Annotated in this window: 14 protein-coding genes and 1 pseudogene; all 15 read left to right on the top strand. The window is 45.8% G+C overall.

The features are described 5' to 3' along the window. Positions 1 to 403 precede the first annotated feature (403 nt). The 15 genes and pseudogenes from DW965_RS12605 (at position 404) to DW965_RS12535 (ending at position 18,148) form a co-directional block, all read left to right on the top strand. Positions 404 to 1,768 carry an MATE family efflux transporter gene (locus DW965_RS12605; protein WP_119198445.1) on the top strand — a complete coding sequence of 455 codons (1,365 nt, stop codon included), beginning with the start codon at positions 404 to 406 and terminating at the stop codon, positions 1,766 to 1,768. Positions 1,769 to 1,916: 148 nt separating this feature from the next. Continuing rightward, positions 1,917 to 3,221, top strand: a complete 1,305-nt coding sequence (locus DW965_RS12600) for a substrate-binding domain-containing protein (protein ID WP_055220189.1) — start codon at positions 1,917 to 1,919, stop codon at positions 3,219 to 3,221. 147 nt (positions 3,222 to 3,368) lie between these two features. Beyond that, the gene (locus DW965_RS12595; RefSeq protein ID WP_055228555.1) at positions 3,369 to 4,877 is read left to right on the top strand and encodes a sugar ABC transporter ATP-binding protein; all 1,509 of its coding nucleotides are present in this window, start codon (positions 3,369 to 3,371) and stop codon (positions 4,875 to 4,877) included. Between the two features lie 17 nt (positions 4,878 to 4,894). Next, complete coding sequence (locus DW965_RS12590) at positions 4,895 to 6,547, top strand: galactose/methyl galactoside ABC transporter permease MglC (RefSeq protein WP_055228554.1); 1,653 nt, start codon at positions 4,895 to 4,897, stop codon at positions 6,545 to 6,547. Between the two features lie 172 nt (positions 6,548 to 6,719). Then, positions 6,720 to 8,318: a response regulator gene (locus DW965_RS12585; RefSeq protein ID WP_055267740.1), complete on the top strand. Its 1,599-nt coding sequence runs from the start codon at positions 6,720 to 6,722 to the stop codon at positions 8,316 to 8,318. A gap of 86 nt (positions 8,319 to 8,404) precedes the next feature. Then, the gene (locus tag DW965_RS12580) at positions 8,405 to 10,240 is read left to right on the top strand and encodes a cache domain-containing sensor histidine kinase (protein ID WP_118595951.1); all 1,836 of its coding nucleotides are present in this window, start codon (positions 8,405 to 8,407) and stop codon (positions 10,238 to 10,240) included. Beyond that, positions 10,237 to 11,187 carry a substrate-binding domain-containing protein gene (locus tag DW965_RS12575; RefSeq protein WP_118601136.1) on the top strand — a complete coding sequence of 317 codons (951 nt, stop codon included), beginning with the start codon at positions 10,237 to 10,239 and terminating at the stop codon, positions 11,185 to 11,187. The genes DW965_RS12580 and DW965_RS12575 overlap by 4 nt, the downstream gene beginning before the upstream one ends. Before the next feature lie 13 nt (positions 11,188 to 11,200). Then, positions 11,201 to 12,250: a galactose ABC transporter substrate-binding protein gene (locus DW965_RS12570; protein ID WP_319638367.1), complete on the top strand. Its 1,050-nt coding sequence runs from the start codon at positions 11,201 to 11,203 to the stop codon at positions 12,248 to 12,250. A 119-nt stretch (positions 12,251 to 12,369) separates the two neighbouring features. Continuing rightward, positions 12,370 to 12,942, top strand: a complete 573-nt coding sequence (locus DW965_RS12565) for a DUF6553 family protein (protein ID WP_118595950.1) — start codon at positions 12,370 to 12,372, stop codon at positions 12,940 to 12,942. A gap of 55 nt (positions 12,943 to 12,997) precedes the next feature. Then, complete coding sequence (locus DW965_RS12560; RefSeq protein ID WP_119198444.1) at positions 12,998 to 13,420, top strand: PPC domain-containing DNA-binding protein; 423 nt, start codon at positions 12,998 to 13,000, stop codon at positions 13,418 to 13,420. Between the two features lie 202 nt (positions 13,421 to 13,622). After that, a complete protein-coding gene (gene bilS, locus DW965_RS12555; RefSeq protein WP_055220197.1) occupies positions 13,623 to 14,120 on the top strand; it encodes a flavodoxin family protein BilS in 498 nt (165 codons plus the stop codon). 170 nt (positions 14,121 to 14,290) lie between these two features. Continuing rightward, positions 14,291 to 15,665: pseudogene (locus tag DW965_RS22185) on the top strand (MATE family efflux transporter). 317 nt (positions 15,666 to 15,982) lie between these two features. After that, positions 15,983 to 16,297 carry a helix-turn-helix domain-containing protein gene (locus DW965_RS12545; protein WP_022461712.1) on the top strand — a complete coding sequence of 105 codons (315 nt, stop codon included), beginning with the start codon at positions 15,983 to 15,985 and terminating at the stop codon, positions 16,295 to 16,297. Between the two features lie 338 nt (positions 16,298 to 16,635). After that, the gene (locus DW965_RS12540; RefSeq protein ID WP_119198443.1) at positions 16,636 to 17,844 is read left to right on the top strand and encodes an RtcB family protein; all 1,209 of its coding nucleotides are present in this window, start codon (positions 16,636 to 16,638) and stop codon (positions 17,842 to 17,844) included. 49 nt (positions 17,845 to 17,893) lie between these two features. Beyond that, entirely contained in the window at positions 17,894 to 18,148 is a 255-nt protein-coding gene (locus tag DW965_RS12535; RefSeq protein WP_117510109.1) for a helix-turn-helix domain-containing protein, read from the top strand. Positions 18,149 to 18,156: the final 8 nt, after the last annotated feature.

Here is an 18,156-nt window from a genome sequence, read left to right as displayed (position 1 = left end):
AGCCACGTAAGTTGTTGCAGGTTGTAGGTCATACACCTATGGATGCAATTACGAAAGAGGGAAATCTGATTAGCACGGATGTGTTTTCAACTTACAGAGATGGAAAGCCAATTGGAACAGAGGAGTTCCTCTTGCTCGATACAGTGACATGGGAATACTGCGGAATTAAGATGTAGAATCCGATACGTAATTGGATGCATATTATGTCTGCGTCTCAAATACGCTGCTTCTTTTTCATACTCTGTAATGGAAAACCAACGAAAATCTCTTTTTACCTCAAAAGAAAGTAATAGCCACCAAAAATATCGGAAAAACTTTGTGAAAAAATAGAATTGTGTTTCGCAAGGGTCCCCTGTAAAATAGCGGCAGGAGGAGAAAGAGAGAAAAGGAGCTTCTTAATCTTATGGGAACAAATGAAAAGAATATGACTGCGGGATCCCCCGGAAAACTGATCATAACGTTTGCCATACCACTGATGCTCGGAAATATTTTCCAGCAGTTTTATACGATGGCGGACACCATGATTGTTGGCCAGGTGGTAGGAGTAGAAGCGTTGGCGGCAGTAGGCGCCGGAGACTGGCTGGTCTGGCTGGTGCTGGGCATCATGACAGGTATCACACAGGGCTTTTCGATTCTTGTATCGCAGTACTATGGAGCAGGGGAAAAGGAAAATCTGAAATGTGCGGTGGCGAAAAGCTATATTATGACAGCATTACTGTCTGTGATTGTACTTGCAGTAAGTGAAGGCGCAGTTTATCACGTTCTTTTATTTTTGCAGACACCGGATAATGTTATTGATCTGACGATGCTATATTTGCGGCTGATTTTTGCGGGAGTCCCGATTATAGCTGCCTATAATATCTTTGCGGCGATCTTAAGGGCACTTGGAAACAGCAGATCTCCATTGATTGCAATGACCGTGGCAGCAGTGATCAATGTGGGACTTGACCTGCTGTTTGTGGCAGTTTTTGGCTGGGGCGTAGCCGGAGCAGCCGTGGCGACTGTTATTGCACAGGGATTTTCAGCCTTGTACTGTCTGCTTGTATTACGGAAAATCAGGGATATCCGACTGGAAAAGGAGGATTTTTACAGGCAGCCGTCTATGAGTCTGCGGCTTTTGAAGCTGGGGACTCCTCTTGCCATACAGAACGTGATCATTTCTGTGGGAGGACTTACGGTGCAGTATGTGATCAATGGCTTTGGCTTTCTGTTTGTAGCCGGATTTACGGCAACGAACAAGCTGTATGGAATTTTGGAGATGGCAGCCGTTTCCTATGGATATGCGATTACAACGTATGTAGGGCAGAATCTTGGCGCAAAGAAATATCAGAGAATCCGAAAAGGTGTGCGCAGCGGTACGTATATGGCAGTGCTCACTTCTGTTTTCATTTCCGGTATGATGGTGCTGATTGGGCGTAATATATTGTCTCTGTTTGTATCCGGTGAACCGGAGCAGATCCGACAGGTATTAGATATTGCATATAAGTATTTGTTTATCATGGCTGTCTTTTTGTGGATACTGTATTTGCTGCATGTGTATCGTTCCGCGATCCAGGGGCTGGGCAATACTTTGATTCCGCTTGCCAGCGGCATTGCAGAATTTGTGATGCGTGTCAGCGTTGCGCTGCTGCTGCCGAAATGGATCGGCGAAGAGGGAATATACTATGCCGAGATCTGTGCATGGAGCAGTGCAGCTGTTTTACTGATCATAAGCTATATGATTCTGATACGGAAATATAAAGATACGCAGTATACAGGATCACTATAGAACGCGTGAAAAGAATACGAAATAACCAAAAATTTCAATAACTAATCCAAAAATATTCTATTTTTTTTTAGGCCTCTTGTGATTATAATGAATTCATCAGCTAGGAACGAAGCGAATCTAGCAAAATCACCAAACGGGAGGAATAAAAATGAAAAGAAAAGCATTAGCAGCAATTATGGCAGTAGCTATGGCAGTATCCATGGCTGGCTGTGGAGGATCCCCATCAGAGTCTAAAGATTCTACCCAGAAAACAGAAACAGCAGATTCTACGGCATCAACGGGCGGAAGCGTAGAAAACAAGGACAAACCTCTGTGCTGGTTCAACCGTCAGCCATCCAGCAGTGCTACCGGCGAATTGGACAAAGATGCTCTGAACTTCAACGGAAATACTTATTATGTAGGTTTCGATGCAAACCAGGGTGCTGAACTGCAGGGACAGATGGTTCTGGATTACATCAAGAAAAACGCAGACACGATCGACAGAAACGGTGACGGCGTAATCGGATATGTTCTGGCAATCGGTGATATCGGACATAACGACTCTATCGCTCGTACACGTGGTGTTCGTTCCGCACTTGGAACAGGTGTAGATGCAGACGGCGGAGTAGATTCTACACCGGCCGGAACAAACGTAGACGGAAAAGCAAAGGTTGTGCAGGATGCAACTCTGGATGTAGACGGAAAAACATATACCATCCGTGAGCTGGCTTCTCAGGAAATGAAAAACTCAGCAGGTGCAACATGGGATGCTGCAACAGCTGGTAACGCGATCGGAACATGGACAGCTTCCTTCGGTGATCAGATCGATGTTGTAGTTTCCAATAACGATGGTATGGGAATGTCAATGTTCAATGCATGGGCGAAAGACAACAAAGTTCCTACCTTCGGTTACGATGCAAACAGCGATGCTGTAGCAGCAATCGGTGAAGGATATGGCGGAACAATTTCTCAGCATGCAGACGTTCAGGCTTACCTGACACTGAGAGTTCTGCGTAACGCACTGGACGGTGTAGACATTGATACCGGTATCGGTACAGCAGATGAAGCCGGCAACTGCCTGACAGAGGGTGAGGATTACAGATACAGCGAAGAAGAGAGATCTTACTACGCATTAAATATTGCTGTAACAGCCGATAACTACAACGATTTCACAGATTCCACAAAAGTTTACGATAAAGTTGCAAAACAGCTGGATGAAAGCAAGAGCCCATCCAAAAAAGTATGGCTGAATATCTACAACGCATCGGATAACTTCCTGAGCTCTACCTATCAGCCACTGCTGGAGAAATATGATGATCTGCTGAACCTGAAGGTAGATTACATCGGTGGAGACGGACAGACAGAGTCTAATATCACAAACCGTCTTGGAAACCCGAGCGAGTATGATGCTTTTGCAATTAACATGGTTAAGACCGATAATGCAGCAGCATATACATCACTTCTCTCCAAATAATTCGAGACAGAATAAGAGTGTAAATGGTGACGATTCGGAGCCATGCGAAATCGAGATGAGGTCTCTGAATCGTTACCGTAAATGAATGAAATTATAGAGGGGTGTCAGCAATGATACCCTTCTTTATTAAGAAAAGGAAGCGCAGCTATGACAGATGATAAGAATAAATATATCTTATCGATTAACGGCATGAGCAAATCGTTCGGTAGAAATAAGGTTCTGAAACATATCAGCATGAATGTCAAACCTGGAACCATTATGGGACTGATGGGTGAAAACGGTGCCGGAAAATCGACAATGATGAAATGCCTCTTTGGAACCTATCAGAAAGATGAAGGAACCATCGTATTGGACGGAAAAGAAGTGAATTTCTCCGGCCCGAAGGATGCACTGGAAAACGGAGTGGCAATGGTACACCAGGAGTTGAACCAGTGTCTTGAAAGAAGTGTTGTAGATAACATGTTCCTTGGAAGATACCCAAAGAATTCCGTTGGAGTGATCGACGAAGGAAGAATGAAAAAAGAAACATCAGACCTGTTCAGAAAACTGGGAATTACAGTTGATCTGACGCAGCCAATGAAGAAAATGTCTGTATCTCAGAGACAGATGTGCGAGATCGCAAAAGCGATTTCCTATCATTCCAAAGTCATTGTACTGGATGAACCTACATCATCCCTGACTGCACCGGAGGTTGAAAAACTCTTTAAGATGATGCGTCAGCTGAAGGCGCAGGGAATTGCTCTGATCTACATTTCACATAAAATGGATGAAATATTTGAAATCTGTGACGAAATATCCGTACTGCGAGACGGAAGCCTGGTCATGACCAAGCCAAGTAAAGAAACGGATATGAACGAACTGATCGCCGCCATGGTTGGACGTTCTCTGGACAACAGATTTCCGCCTGTAGACAATACACCGGGAGAAACGATTCTCTCCGTACAGAATATATCAACAAAATATGCACCGAAACTGCAGAATATTTCCTTTGATATCAAAAAAGGAGAAATTTTCGGATTCTATGGTCTGGTCGGTGCCGGTCGTACGGAACTTCTGGAGACCATCTTCGGAATTCGTACAAAAGCAGAAGGAAATATCGTATATGATGGAAAAGTACTGAACTTCTCCTCCCCGAAAGATGCTATGGATCACGGATTTGCTCTGATTACAGAGGAAAGAAAAGCCAATGGTCTGTTCCTGAAGGGCGATATTACATTCAATACTACCATTGCGAATATGAAGCATTATAAGAGCGGAGTCGCATTATCGCATGACAAGATGGTGCGTGCAACGGCTGAAGAAATCAAGATCATGCATACAAAATGTATGGGACCGGATGATATGATCGCCAACCTTTCCGGTGGTAATCAGCAGAAGGTCATCTTTGGTAAATGGCTGGAGCGTTCACCGAGCGTATTCATGATGGATGACCCGACACGAGGAATTGATGTTGGAGCAAAATATGAAATTTATGAACTGATTATCAATATGGCGAAACAGGGAAAAACAATCATCGTTGTTTCTTCCGAAATGCCGGAGATTCTTGGTATTACCAACCGAATCGGTGTTATGTCTAACGGACGTCTGGCCGGAATCGTAAATACCAAAGAAACAAACCAGGAAGAATTATTGAGACTCAGTGCTAAATACCTGTAACAGGAGGAAAATTGGAAATGGCAGAAAACAGCGTTATTATTTCGTCGGAAGAAGAAGCAAAGCTTTTGAAGCCGATCGATGAATATGTGGAAGAAATCCAGAAAAAAATCGATGCATTACGTGCAGACGGCTTTGACAAAGTGAGCGATCTGAAAAAACAGATCGCGATTGCAAAAGAAAACAAGAACTTATCCGCAACACAGAGAGATAAGATCATTGAAAACAGCAAAAAAGAGCTGGAAAATGCAAAAAAAGTAGAAGCAGACAACAAAGAAGAAATCAAAAAGCTGATCGCAGAGGCAGAAAGCTATCTGGCCGCGCATTACAAAAAGGATTATTACGACGTAGTAAACAAAAGCTGCAAAGCTGCAAAAGCAGAAGAAAACAGCAGATATGAGAAGGTCAAAGCAGATCTAAAGAGCGAGCATCAGAAAAAGGTTGCTTCTCTGAAGGGTGCAGAAGAGATTAAGGCTGAGAAATATGTGCTCAAAAATAAATTGTTTGATGCACAGATGGCTCACGAATCGAAGCTTCAGGAGATCAAGGACAGAAGACATGAAGCATTCATGCATAAATATCACCTGATCGACCTGTTGCGGGCTTCCAAATTTACATTCCCGCAGCAGAGAATACAGAAACTGGAAAATTACAGATATACCTTCGATTTATCTCAGTTCCTGTACAAAAACGGTCTGTATATTGTAATCATTCTGATCTTCATCGCACTGTGTATCATCACACCGATCGTTAAAAATACACAGCTGCTGACTGTTACCAACATCCTGAATATCTTACAGCAGGCATCCCCGCGTATGTTCCTTGCACTTGGTGTTGCCGGTCTGATCCTGTTAACAGGTACCGACCTTTCTGTGGGACGTATGGTTGGTATGGGTATGGTTACAGCAACCATCATCATGCATAACGGAATCAATACAGGTGCCGTATTCGGACATGTATTTGACTTCTCCGCTATGCCTGCTACAGCGAAAGCACTGTTTGCACTGTTAATGTGTGTAATCCTTACGACAGCATTTGCCATGATTGCCGGATTCTTCATGGCGAGATTCAAAATGCATCCGTTTATCTCTACCATGGCGAACATGCTGATCATCTTCGGTCTGGTTACCTATGCGACCAAGGGTGTATCCTTCGGTGCGATTGATTCTGCCATCCCGAATACTTTCATTCCGCAGATCGGAAAATTCCCGACCATCATTCTGTGGGCTGTTGCAGCAGTTGCCATTGTATGGTTTATCTGGAACAAAACAACTTTTGGCAAAAACCTGTATGCGGTAGGTGGAAACCCGGAAGCGGCAGCAGTATCCGGTATCTCTGTATTTAAAGTAACAATGGGAGCATTTATGCTGGCAGGTATCCTGTATGGCTTCGGTTCCTGGCTGGAATGTAACCGTATGGTTGGTTCCGGTAGTGCAGCTTACGGACAGGGATGGGATATGGATGCCATCGCAGCCTGCGTAGTTGGTGGTGTATCCTTTACCGGTGGTATCGGTAAGATCTCCGGAGTTGTAACCGGTGTACTGATCTTTACCTCCCTGACATATGCCCTGACGATTCTGGGTATTGATACCAACCTTCAGTTCATCTTCGAAGGTATCATTATTCTGGCAGCTGTAACACTTGACTGTCTGAAATATGTACAGAAAAAATAATGAAAGATTCATAAACAGATAGAATATAAGACAGCCCGGTCGTCCGATGGATGACTAGGGCGGTCTTTTATTCTGTTCTGGCAAAAATTTTTGTAACTATTCATTCAGCAGAGAGCAATCTTCTGCTATAATGAAGGAACAACAACGTACTCCGGAAAACAGGGGGATAAGAATGGAACAATATAAAGTGATTCTTGTCGATGATGAAGTAGAGGTCATCGATGTTATGAAAAAAAAGATCCATTGGAATGATCTGGGATTTGACGTAGTGGGAAGTGCCACCAACGGCGTGAAGGCTTTGGAGCTGGTGGAAAAACTTCAGCCGGATGTGGTACTGACGGACATTAAAATGCCTTACATGGATGGACTGGAGCTGGCAAGAAAACTGAACCAGGACTATCCTAATATTTACATTATGCTTTGCACCGGCTTTGACGAATTCGAGTATGCGAAAGAGGCCGTCCATCTGGAGATTAAGGAATATATGCTGAAACCCATCAGCGCCACCGAGCTGTCAGAGAGCCTGATGAAGCTGAAAACAACACTGGACAGGGAACGGGAAGAAAAGTTAAATGTAAAAAAACTGGAAGACTATTTCCAGGAGGTATTACCAAAGCTGCAGTCCAATTTCTTCATTTCCCTGATTGAAGGAAGAGTCAGAGAAGAGGACTATGAACGATTCCTTTTGGATTATCAGGTGGATATGAAGGGACCTTTGTTTTGCTGCATTATCTTTCATACCTCGGAAAATGATGTGCCGGATGGGATGAATCCCTTATTATTATCCATGTCCGTGGAACGGGAGATCAAACAGCGGCTGATGGAGAACTGTAATTGCCAGGAATTCATTTATATGGGTAATACCATTCTGATTATGGAACTCCATTCAGAAGATGAGATAGCTCAATTGACGGACAAGTGTGACCGGTTCTGCCGCTGGGCATGGAGAATTATGGGGGCGGCGGTTACCGCAGGGATCGGAACCGTCTGCAACAGTCTGTACGACATCAGTATTTCCTACGAGGGAGCCAGAGAGGCGGTATCCTATCGTGTCCTGTACGGAACGAAACGAGCCATCAATATCGCGGAGATCGTTCCTAAAGAGTCAAAAAAGGCGGTTCCCTTAGAAGAGACAAGGATGCAGGAGCTGTTTCGTGCCATCCATGTAGGGGATCAGGAGAAGATCCGGAAAGAAGCCATCAAAGAGACAGAAAAGCTCCATAAGAATGCAGCCACCATCAGCCAGTACAATCTGGCTACCATGGAGATTGTCAGCGGATTTTTCAAATTCTGTGCCAATAATTCCATGGATTTCAATGAAATTTCCGGAAATGTACAGAACCTTTATGAAAGAGTGACTCAGTTGGATGAAAGCTCTATGACAAACTGGATCATCAATATGTCTATGGCGATCAGCGAAAAACTGAGAAGTACCAGAAACAGTACCTCCAGACGGATCATCACCGATGCACAGAACATCGTAAAAGACAGATATATGGAACCGGCGCTCTCGCTGGATGATGTGTGCGCAGATCTTGGTGTGTCCAATTCTTACTTTTCGTCCATCTTTAAAAAGGAAACCGGTCAGTCCTTTGTCTCCTATCTTACCGATTACCGAATGGACAGGGCAGAAGAAATGGTGCTGAACACCGATGAAAAAAGCTATAAGATCGCAGAAAAAGTGGGATATCAGGATGCGAACTACTTCAGCTATGTATTCAAAAAGAAATTCGGTGTTTCCCCTTCCAAATACAGAGCTTCCGGAAAATAAAAAGACGGAAAGCAGAAAGAGCAAGCACAGAAAGACTCCGAGAGTACATCAGGCAGAAAAGAGGGAACAGGTGAAAGGGAAAATACATGAAAGATAGAAAAAGAAAGCCGGATTCCAGGAAGAACATCGTATTTAACATACAGTCGATCATCCTGTCTGTCCTTATGGCGATTTCACTGGTTACGATCATTGTAATGGGATTGCTGCTTTACCATCGATTCAAGCTGGCATTGGAAAAAACAGCAGTGGACAACACGGAAGCTACTGTAGAGGCTACCGTGGACCGGTTAGATGCAGACCTGCTGGATATCCGGCAGATTATAAACGGGGCAAACTACAACGTGGTCCAGCAGTTTGATATATCCAGCGGGGAATTCTCGGAGCAGTTCAGTCTGCTCTATGAGACCAACTCCGATAAGATCCAGAGCCTGGCTTTGTATGACCCCAAAGGAAATCTGATTGCATCGGAGCCGGTGGCGGCAGAAAAGAAAAATGTGAAGGTGCAGACGCAGGAATGGTATAAAAATGCGGAAGATGCCATTGAAAATATACACTTTTCCACACCGCATATCCAGGAGCTGTTTGAGGACGGCTCTTATCGGTACCAATGGGTAGTTTCCCTGAGCAGGTATGTAGATGTCAACAAGGGAGAGACACCGGAAACCGGTATTCTTTTACTGGATATGAAATATTCTGTGATCAGGGACGTGATGAAGCAGATCAATGACTGTTCCGGCGGAATCTACTATTATCTGACCAGTCAGGACGGAGAGATGATCTATCATCCACGGGGAACGGAGTTAAACCGCGGATTATTTGAAGAAAACAGTCTGGACGCGGCAAAATACGAGGACGGAACCTACGAGATCCGTTCCGGCGGTCAGAACGAGACCGTGATCGTCGGCAGCGTAGCCTATACAGGCTGGAAAATGATCGGTGTTGTGCCGGAGAGTGTGCAGGCGGCAAACTACAAGAACTTCCGTTACTATGTATTTGCTACTGTTCTGGTTCTTATGGTCATGCTTTTGGAGGGAAACCAGCTGGTTTCCCGGAAGATATCCAAACCGATCCGGGAGCTGGATGCTTCCGTCAAGGCCCACGAGGCAGGAGGAAAACCGGATATCTATATCGGCGGCTCCTCGGAGATCCGCCATCTGGGACATTCTGTGCAGAAGTCCTATGAACAGATCGAAAAACTGATGGACGAGATCATCCGGCAGCAAAATGAACGAAGAAAAAGTGAACTGGATGCCCTGCAAAGCCAGATCAACCCCCATTTTCTGTATAATACACTGGAATCCATCACGTGGATGGTGGAAGCCCAGGAAAATGAAGCAGCGGTTCGTATGATTTCTGAACTGGCAAAATTACTTCGTGTCAGTCTATCCCGCGGTAAGACCATCATTCCCATTAAGGATGAGCTGCAGCACAGCAGAAGCTATATGAATATCCAGCTGGCCCGGTACAAAGAGCGGTTTAAAACAGAATTCCGAATCGAGGAAGAGATCGAAAACTGCTGCATCGTAAAGCTGGTGATCCAGCCCATCCTGGAAAATGCCATCTATTATGGCGTTGGCAATATGGATGAGGATGATGGCGGCATGATCATCGTCAGCGGAAAAAAGAAAGACGAGGACATTCTGATCACCATCGAAGACAATGGGATGGGCATGCGGGAAGAAGTCCTGGAAAATATTCTGACGGATAACAGCAAGGTTCCGAAGCATGGTTCCGGTGTGGGCGTAATCAATGTGCATTCCAGAATCCGGCTGATGTTTGGCGAAGAATACGGACTTTCCATAGAAAGCGAACCGGACGAAGGAACAAGGGTTACGATCCGTATTCCGGCAATCCCATATACACCGGAAAACGCAGAAGCATTGGAATTACAAAAATACATACAGAGGAGACCGGGCGGATGAAAAAGAACAGAATGAAATTTCTTATAATTGAGTTTCTTTTGCTGCTGCTGGCAGTATTCTTTGTATGGAAGATTTTCGATCAGAACGTAGCAGAGCCCCGGATTGCGGTGATTCTTCCGGAGTCCGGTGACAAACGCTGGGATGCCCTGATCAAGGGAATGAAGCAGGCTGCGGCAGAGAACAACGTTCATATGATCATCTGCAATACGGAAGAGATCGACGGGCCGGAGGCGGAAAGAGAATTTATCAGGGAACAGAAGGACAACGATATTGATGGCTTTATCATATATCCGGCACCCGGTCATGAGACGGAAAATATGCTGAAAAAAGAGTGTGGAAAGAAACCGTATCTGCTGATTGCAGATGGTCTGGCGGTAAAAGAAGGGGAAACTGCCAGTCCCACGATCCAGCCGGATTACCGGGAGATCGGAAGATGGCTGGGAGAACGGCTGAGAACAAAAAAGCAGAAGATCGGAATTATCGCCGACTGGAAAATGTCCGAGGCTGTACAGGCGGAGATTTGTGGATTGAACGAGGCGCTGGAAGGCAGCGAAAGCAAGATCAGCTGGTGTATTTACCGGAGAAAAGAACAGGACATTGTGGAGCGGATGAAGAAGGAAACAGAGGCGGATGCTCTTGTCATCCTGGATGCAGGAATATTGGAAGAGTTTGGAGAGCAGGCAGAAAATGGAACATACGAGGGCGCGGAGCTCTATGGAGTGGGTTACAGTCTGAAGACAATTGCACTTCTGGATAACGGAAACATTCAGGGGCTGGCTGTGCCGGACGGATATGAAATCGGCTATAAAAGTGTGGAAGAAATAACCAAAAGGATCGAGCACAGGTCTTATAAAATGCAAGGATATATAACCGAATATCAGGTACTTGGCAAGGAAAATTTCTCTATGGACGAAGATTTAGAAAGGTTTTTATATTCCTATGAATAAAAAGAAAAGAAGGGTGGCAGTATTATTATCTGCCACGATAGGGAGTGCGGTGCTTGTGCTGTCGGGGTGTTCCGGCAAGTCGGACCAGACAGAGAAAACCCTGCGGGTCGGAGTGATAACCTACACTCAGGATGATCCTTTTATCAATGGATTGACGGATGAACTGAAGGCGCAGCTGAAAGCCATGGAAAACAAAGAACGAAGGATTATCGTATCGACAAAAAGCGGAAACGACGATCAGCAGGAACAGAACGAAAAGGTGGAAGAGATGATTGATGCCGGCTGTGATGTGCTCTGTATCAATCTTGTGGACCGGACAGCTCCGTCCCGGATCATCCGAATGGCAAGGAATGAAGACATTCCTGTGATCTTTTTTAACAGGGAACCGGTAAGGGAAGACCTGATGCAGTGGGAAAAGCTGTATTATGTGGGCTGTGATGCAGAACAGTCCGGGATTATGCAGGGCGAGATTGCAGAAGAATACATCAAGAGCCATCCGGAAGTCGATAAAAATCAGGATGGAAAGATCCAATACGTGCTTCTGGAAGGAGAAGCAGGCCATCAGGATGCCATCAGCAGAACAGAGTATTCCGTAAAGACACTGATGAAGAATGATGTTATACTGGAAAAGCTAAGCTATCAGTTAGCGGACTGGAACCGGGGACAGGCGGAAAACCGCATGAACCGTCTGATCAGCCAGTACGGAAAAAAGATTGAACTTGTTATGTCCAACAACGATGAGATGGCACTTGGGGCTGTGGAGGCCTATCGGAAAGCAGGCTATGTCCGTGAAGAATGGCCGGTGATCTTCGGAATTGATGGCCTGGAAGAGGCTCTGGAAGCCGTAAAGGCAGGAGAGATGCAGGGCAGCATCCTAAATGACAGAGTGGATCAGGCAAAGAAAATGGCGAAAATGGCAGTGGAGCTGTTCGAGGGAGAGGAATTTGACCAGGAAAGCCTGAAAGAAGGCCGGTATTATTTTTCAGAATATCAGAAGGTAGACGGCAGCAACATCGATGAGTACCTGAACGCAGAAGAGACGATTTCCCACTCCGGAATGTAAGCAGGAAGACTGCGTTTGCAGGCAGAAAGAGTAAGTAAAGACGTGTCTTTATTTTAAACCAATCAAGCAAGCAGCGAAGCGGATTGCGAATATCCGCCTGACAGAATGAGGAAAAACAGATGGAACATACATGGACCAAAGATTTTTATCAGGAGACAGATCCGGCGAAACGGCAGCAGATCTTAAAAGAACATATCGGAGAGGAGGAAGCCTGGGAAGAAGAATACCGGGCTCGGCTCTGGACGGTCCGATACGGACAACGCAGGCTCCAGAAGGATGAATTTGTCAAATGCCTGATGGAACTGAAGTATCTGGCGGAAGGAACCTCCCTGGATCTGGGAGGCGACAGAAGAAAGACGGGAGCCCGGATTCTCTCCACGTTGTGCCTGGCGGAAGCCATGCAGTCAGATGAGGGATACCAGAAAATTCTTGCAGATGAACTGTACAATGTATTCCTGAAATTTATTCAGGTCAGCAGAGGAGGCAGAGGATTTACCTCTCTGGTATTCGGCATGGGACAATTGTCCGAAGAAGGAATCGCGAAAAAAATCGCCGAACAGATCAGTGTGATCGCGTTCAAGGCACCACGCCTGCTTCACATGGAAAAAGAATTCACCCTGCTCCGGGAAGCCGCCCTCCGGGCATATCGGCAGGAGTATCCGAACAGGGAGCATTTTCTGAATAAATATTGAGGTTATTGCAGTAATGTCTGAAAAGTGACCGGGCGGAAAGAGAAAGGAGAATAAAATGGAATACAGAAAATTTGACAATGTTATAGTAGCAAGGATTGACAAAGACGAAGAAATATTGGAGCAGCTGAGGGTAATTGCCATAAAGGAGAATATAAAGCTTGCCAGTGTCCAGGCTCTTGGAGCGATCAATGATTTCACAGTCGGAGTATACAAGACAGACGAAAAGAAATATTATTCAAACGGCTTCCAGGGGTATTATGAAATTACATCACTGACAGGTACAATCAATACAATGGATGGAGAATATTATGCACATCTTCATATGAGTGCCGGAAATCAGAAGGGCGAGGTGTTTGGAGGACATCTGAACAGAGCGATTGTCAGTGCAACCTGTGAGCTGGTCATCACGGTAATTGACGGAAGAGTGGACAGAGTTCATGATGAAGAAACCGGACTTAATATTTTTAAGTTTAACTGAAGCTGCAAAGCAGCTATTCGGTTATGAGCAAGTAGCGAAGCGGATTGCGAATATCCGCTTGACTTAAAAGCCTGAGAGGAAATAGTGAGAAGCAACATCGGGATGCAGCGTAAGCGAAATCGAGATGTGATCTGAAGAGATAATACAATTTACGAAAAAGTGGATTTTCCACATAAATACCTGAACTGGAGGTGTAGGGGCTATGATAAAAGAACATTATTCGATCCTGTTTTGCAGCTTAACGGGTAATACAAAGAAGCTGGCTGATGCAATCTATGAAACGTTGCCAAAGGACAAATGCGATTATTTTGGCACAAACGATTCGCAGGTACCGCAATCCGACGTATGCTATATCGGATTTTGGACGGACAAAGGGAATGCAGACCAAAAGACATTAGAATTGCTGTCGAAATTAAAAAATAAAAAGATTTTTCTGTTTGGAACAGCTGGATTTGGCGGAAGTGATGCCTATTTTGAAAAGATTCTCGGACAAGTCAAACAGTCGATCGATGCAAGCAATACGGTCATCGGTGAGTATATGTGCCAGGGAAAGATGCCGCAGTCTGTGCGTGAACGGTATGTGAAAATGAAAGAAAACCCGGAACATCCGGCCAATCTTGATCTGCTGATTCAAAATTTTGACCGTGCTTTGTCACACCCGGACAGCGAAGATTTGGAAAGACTGAAAAAGTCATTATGAGATAGAAAAGTATGTTGTGCTTGATAAAAATAATCAGATAAGAGCAAAATTCGCGAAATGATTGCAATGGATCGTCAAATGGAATAGAATGGAGAGAAAAAAGAAAGGTGTGGAAAAGGCAGGGCTGGCAAAGCATATCCGGCAGATGAGGTCATGCAGAAACAAAAACAATGAAAACTACAACAAAACAAACTCATTTATACAGTAACACGGATCTTCGCAAGCTTTTAATTCCGATCATCATTGAACAATTGCTTTCTTCCCTGATGGGAACTGTCGACACGATGATGGTCAGCAATGTCGGGTCTGCCGCAATTTCGGCAGTCTCGCTGGTGGATTCCATTAATATCTTAGTCATTCAGGCGCTTTCTGCGCTGGCGGCAGGAGGAGCGATTCTCTGTTCGCAGTATCTTGGAAGCGAAAAACGGGATGGAGCAATCCGTTCGGCACAACAGGTGCTTTTTGTTATGACAGTTTTGTCCGTCGCATTATCCGCGGGCTGTCTGATTTTCCGTGTTCCGCTGCTGCGCGTGATTTTCGGGGCAGTGGAAGCGGATGTTATGAAAAATTCACAGGTGTATTTCCTGTTTACGCTGCTGTCATTCCCGTTTATCGGTCTTTACGATGCGGGCGCATCCATTCTGCGGGCGCAGAACAACAGCCGCAGTCCGATGGTGATTTCGGTGATTTCCAACTTTATGAACATCGGCGGAAATGCCATTCTTATTTTCGGCTTCCACATGGGTGTCGAAGGAGCCGCGATTTCGACTTTAATTTCGCGTATTTTCTGTGCGGTTGTCGTACTGTGGAAGCTTCGGGATGAAAGCAAACCGATTTTTGTGAAGCAGTATCTTTCCATTCGGCCGGACTTTGGTTTGATCAAAAATAATACTGTTCATCGGTATTCCATCGGGAATCGAGAACAGTATGTTCCAGTTTGGAAAGCTGGCGATTCAGTCCACTGTGTCCACACTTGGCACGGTTGCCATTGCTGCGCAGGCGATGACGAACATCCTTGAGAACCTGAACGGTGTCGCTGCGATCGGTGTCGGCATCGGACTGATGACGGTAGTCGGTCAGTGTCTCGGCGCGGGCCGGAAGGATGAAGCAATCTACTATATTAAAAAACTGTGCTGGCTGTCAGAAGTGGTTATCGTTGCAAGCTGTCTGCTGGTATTTGTGCTGACAAAACCGATTACGATGATCGGCGGTATGGAGGCAGAGAGTGCAAAGCTCTGCATGCAGATGATGATCTTTATCACGATTGTAAAGCCGCTCTGCTGGGTCATGGCGTTTGTCCCGGGATACGGCATGCGGGCTGCCGGGGATGTAAAATTCTCCATGATCACGTCCTGCTGTACGATGTGGCTGTGCCGTGTGAGTCTCTGCATTTATCTGTGCCGCGTATGGGGATTCGGCCCGATCGCGGTCTGGATCGGTATGGCGGCAGACTGGAGCCTGCGGTTCATTCTCTTTACCATCCGGTTCAAATCAGGAAAATGGCTGAATCATCATTTAATAGAAGAAAAGAAACAGGAGAGCTAAACATCTTCTTCCGGTAAAAAGGAAAGCGCATATGCAAGAGAGTCGTTGAGATGAGATTTTTGACCGCGGCTGGAAGCCGTACCTGATCAATCACCTGAGCTGGTGGAAAGAGGAGCTTGCATCCGAAGAAGAGATGGAAGAGGGACGGAACAATCTTGCAGCACATGACAATCGGAATGTAGATGAAAAGAAAATCCTTTTGTACGAACAGATCATTCGGGTTGTGTAGAAACAGGAAGAAAAAACTGGATTTTTCCAGTACCGGATGATAAGATAAAACTGTGTTTCGGGATGGCTTAAACATATGGAGGTGCAGGATGGAACCAATTTATTTGTCAATCCAGCAGAAAGAAACTGGCAGCCGCATCAAATCCCTTCTTCGTGAAAGCGGATACACCGTGAGAGACATTCAGAATGCCATGGGTTTTGAAAATCCACAGGCGGTCTATAAATGGATTTCCGGCAAGTGCCTGCCAAGTCTGGACAACTTTCTCATTTTAAGCAGATTATTAAACACAAGCATCGAAGATATCCTCGTCATTGACGGGGATATTCCTCGTTTCCGAAGCAAATACAGAGAAATTCGAGAAAGATTAAACCGCTGGTATAATGACAAAATCGTTATTTTGTGATACAGTGAAGAAAAAGCAGAAAAAGAACCGGTTAAAAAGGTTTTGGAAAGGGAAAACAGATGTCAGCAGGAATACGTTTTGGCTACCGCAATTTAGAACATACCCCAGAAGCAACGTTTGTCGTCAAACAGCGTGGCTTTGTTTTGATATGTTCAATTGAGAAAAGCGACAGAACGGATTCTGTGGAATATGATACGGGAGGATCAAATTAGACGACCGCATCAGACAACTGGATACGAACGAAGAGGAGCCGCTTATCTTATGTTGAACACATGGGATAGGTGGCTTTTTCTATTTAATTTTTATATCAGAACAAATTGAGAAGGGAGAAACCCGGAATGGATCAGATCGAAATCAAAGGAAAAGTAAATACAGCCATCTGCTATGCCAGGGTCGTAGAGGAGGAAGCCATCGAGCAGGTCCGACGCATGTGCGATTATCCGATGACGGAAGGCTCGCGGATCCGCATCATGCCGGATGTGCATGCGGGAAAAGGATGTACGATCGGAACAACGATGACCATCCGCGACAAGGCAGTGCCGAACGTTGTCGGCGTGGACATCGGGTGCGGCATGTACACCGTAAATCTTGGAAGAGCCGAACTTGATTTTGCAAAAATCGACGAGGCGGCACATGTTATCCCGTCCGGCATGAATGTCTGGGAGGGGAGACAGGAACGTTTTGACCTGATGACACTTGCCTGCAGCCGGGAATTAAAAGACACAAAACGCCTGGAGCGGTCGCTTGGAACCTTAGGCGGCGGCAACCATTTTATCGAGATCGATGAAGCCGCCGACGGCACAAAATATCTCGTCATTCATTCCGGCTCGCGGAATCTCGGAAAACAGGTGGCAGAGTATTACCAGAATCTGGCAGTGCGGCTGGACCGCGGTTATGACGAGTACCTGGAAAAACGCGAGGAGCTCATACGCACCTACAAAGAGCAGGGCCGCAGAAAGGAAATCCAGGAGGCGTTAAAACAGCTGCAGTGGAAACCGGACGAAGCGCAGATGCCGGAGGATCTTTGCTATCTGACCGGAAAATATCTGGAAGCCTATCTGAACGACGTGGAGATCTGCCAGCAGTTTGCACGCCGGAACCGGGAAAAAATAGCGGAAATCCTGCTGGAACGAACCGGCCTTACCGGCACCGATGCGTTCCACACGATTCATAACTATATCGACACAAACGAGATGATACTCCGAAAAGGCGCAATCGCAGCGCACAAAGGAGAACGAGTGCTGATTCCGATCAATATGCGTGACGGCAGTATTCTCGCCGTCGGAAAAGGAAATCCGGAGTGGAACGATTCTGCCCCGCACGGAGCCGGACGGCTGATGTCGCGTAAAAAAGCGAAGGAAACCCTGGCACTGGAGGAATACCAGAAGAGCATGGAGGGAATCTATACGACTTCCGTCAACGAACATACCCTGGACGAGGCGCCGATGGCGTACAAATCACTGGATGACATTCTCGATATAGTCCGTGCATCGGTCGATGTCGTGGAGGTGCTGCGTCCCGTTTACAATTTCAAAGCATCAGAATAGAGGCGGAGGAAACCAGTAAAATTCCTCCGCAAGAAGGAGGAAGAAAAAAATGATGGCAATTCCGTCAATTGATATGGAAGCAACAGGAAGAAACATTACAAGACTGCGGCAGCAGGCAGGCCTTACCGTCCGCGACCTGCAGGAAATTTTCGGTTTCACCACCCCGCAGGCAATCTACAAGTGGCAGCATGGCACCGCCATGCCGGCAATCGACAACCTGGTCGTGCTGGCAGCGGTACTGAATGTGTCGATCGATGAGATCGTGATTGTGGAGACAAGAGAGCTTGTGCTTGCGAGTGCATAAACCTGAGA

Origin of the sequence: Blautia sp. AM47-4, from assembly GCF_003479865.1 — a bacterium.
GTDB classification, from domain to species: Bacteria; Bacillota; Clostridia; order Lachnospirales; family Lachnospiraceae; genus Fusicatenibacter; species Fusicatenibacter saccharivorans.
Note: the sequence above shows the minus strand (reverse complement) of the source record. Positions and strands in the feature narration are given on the sequence as shown.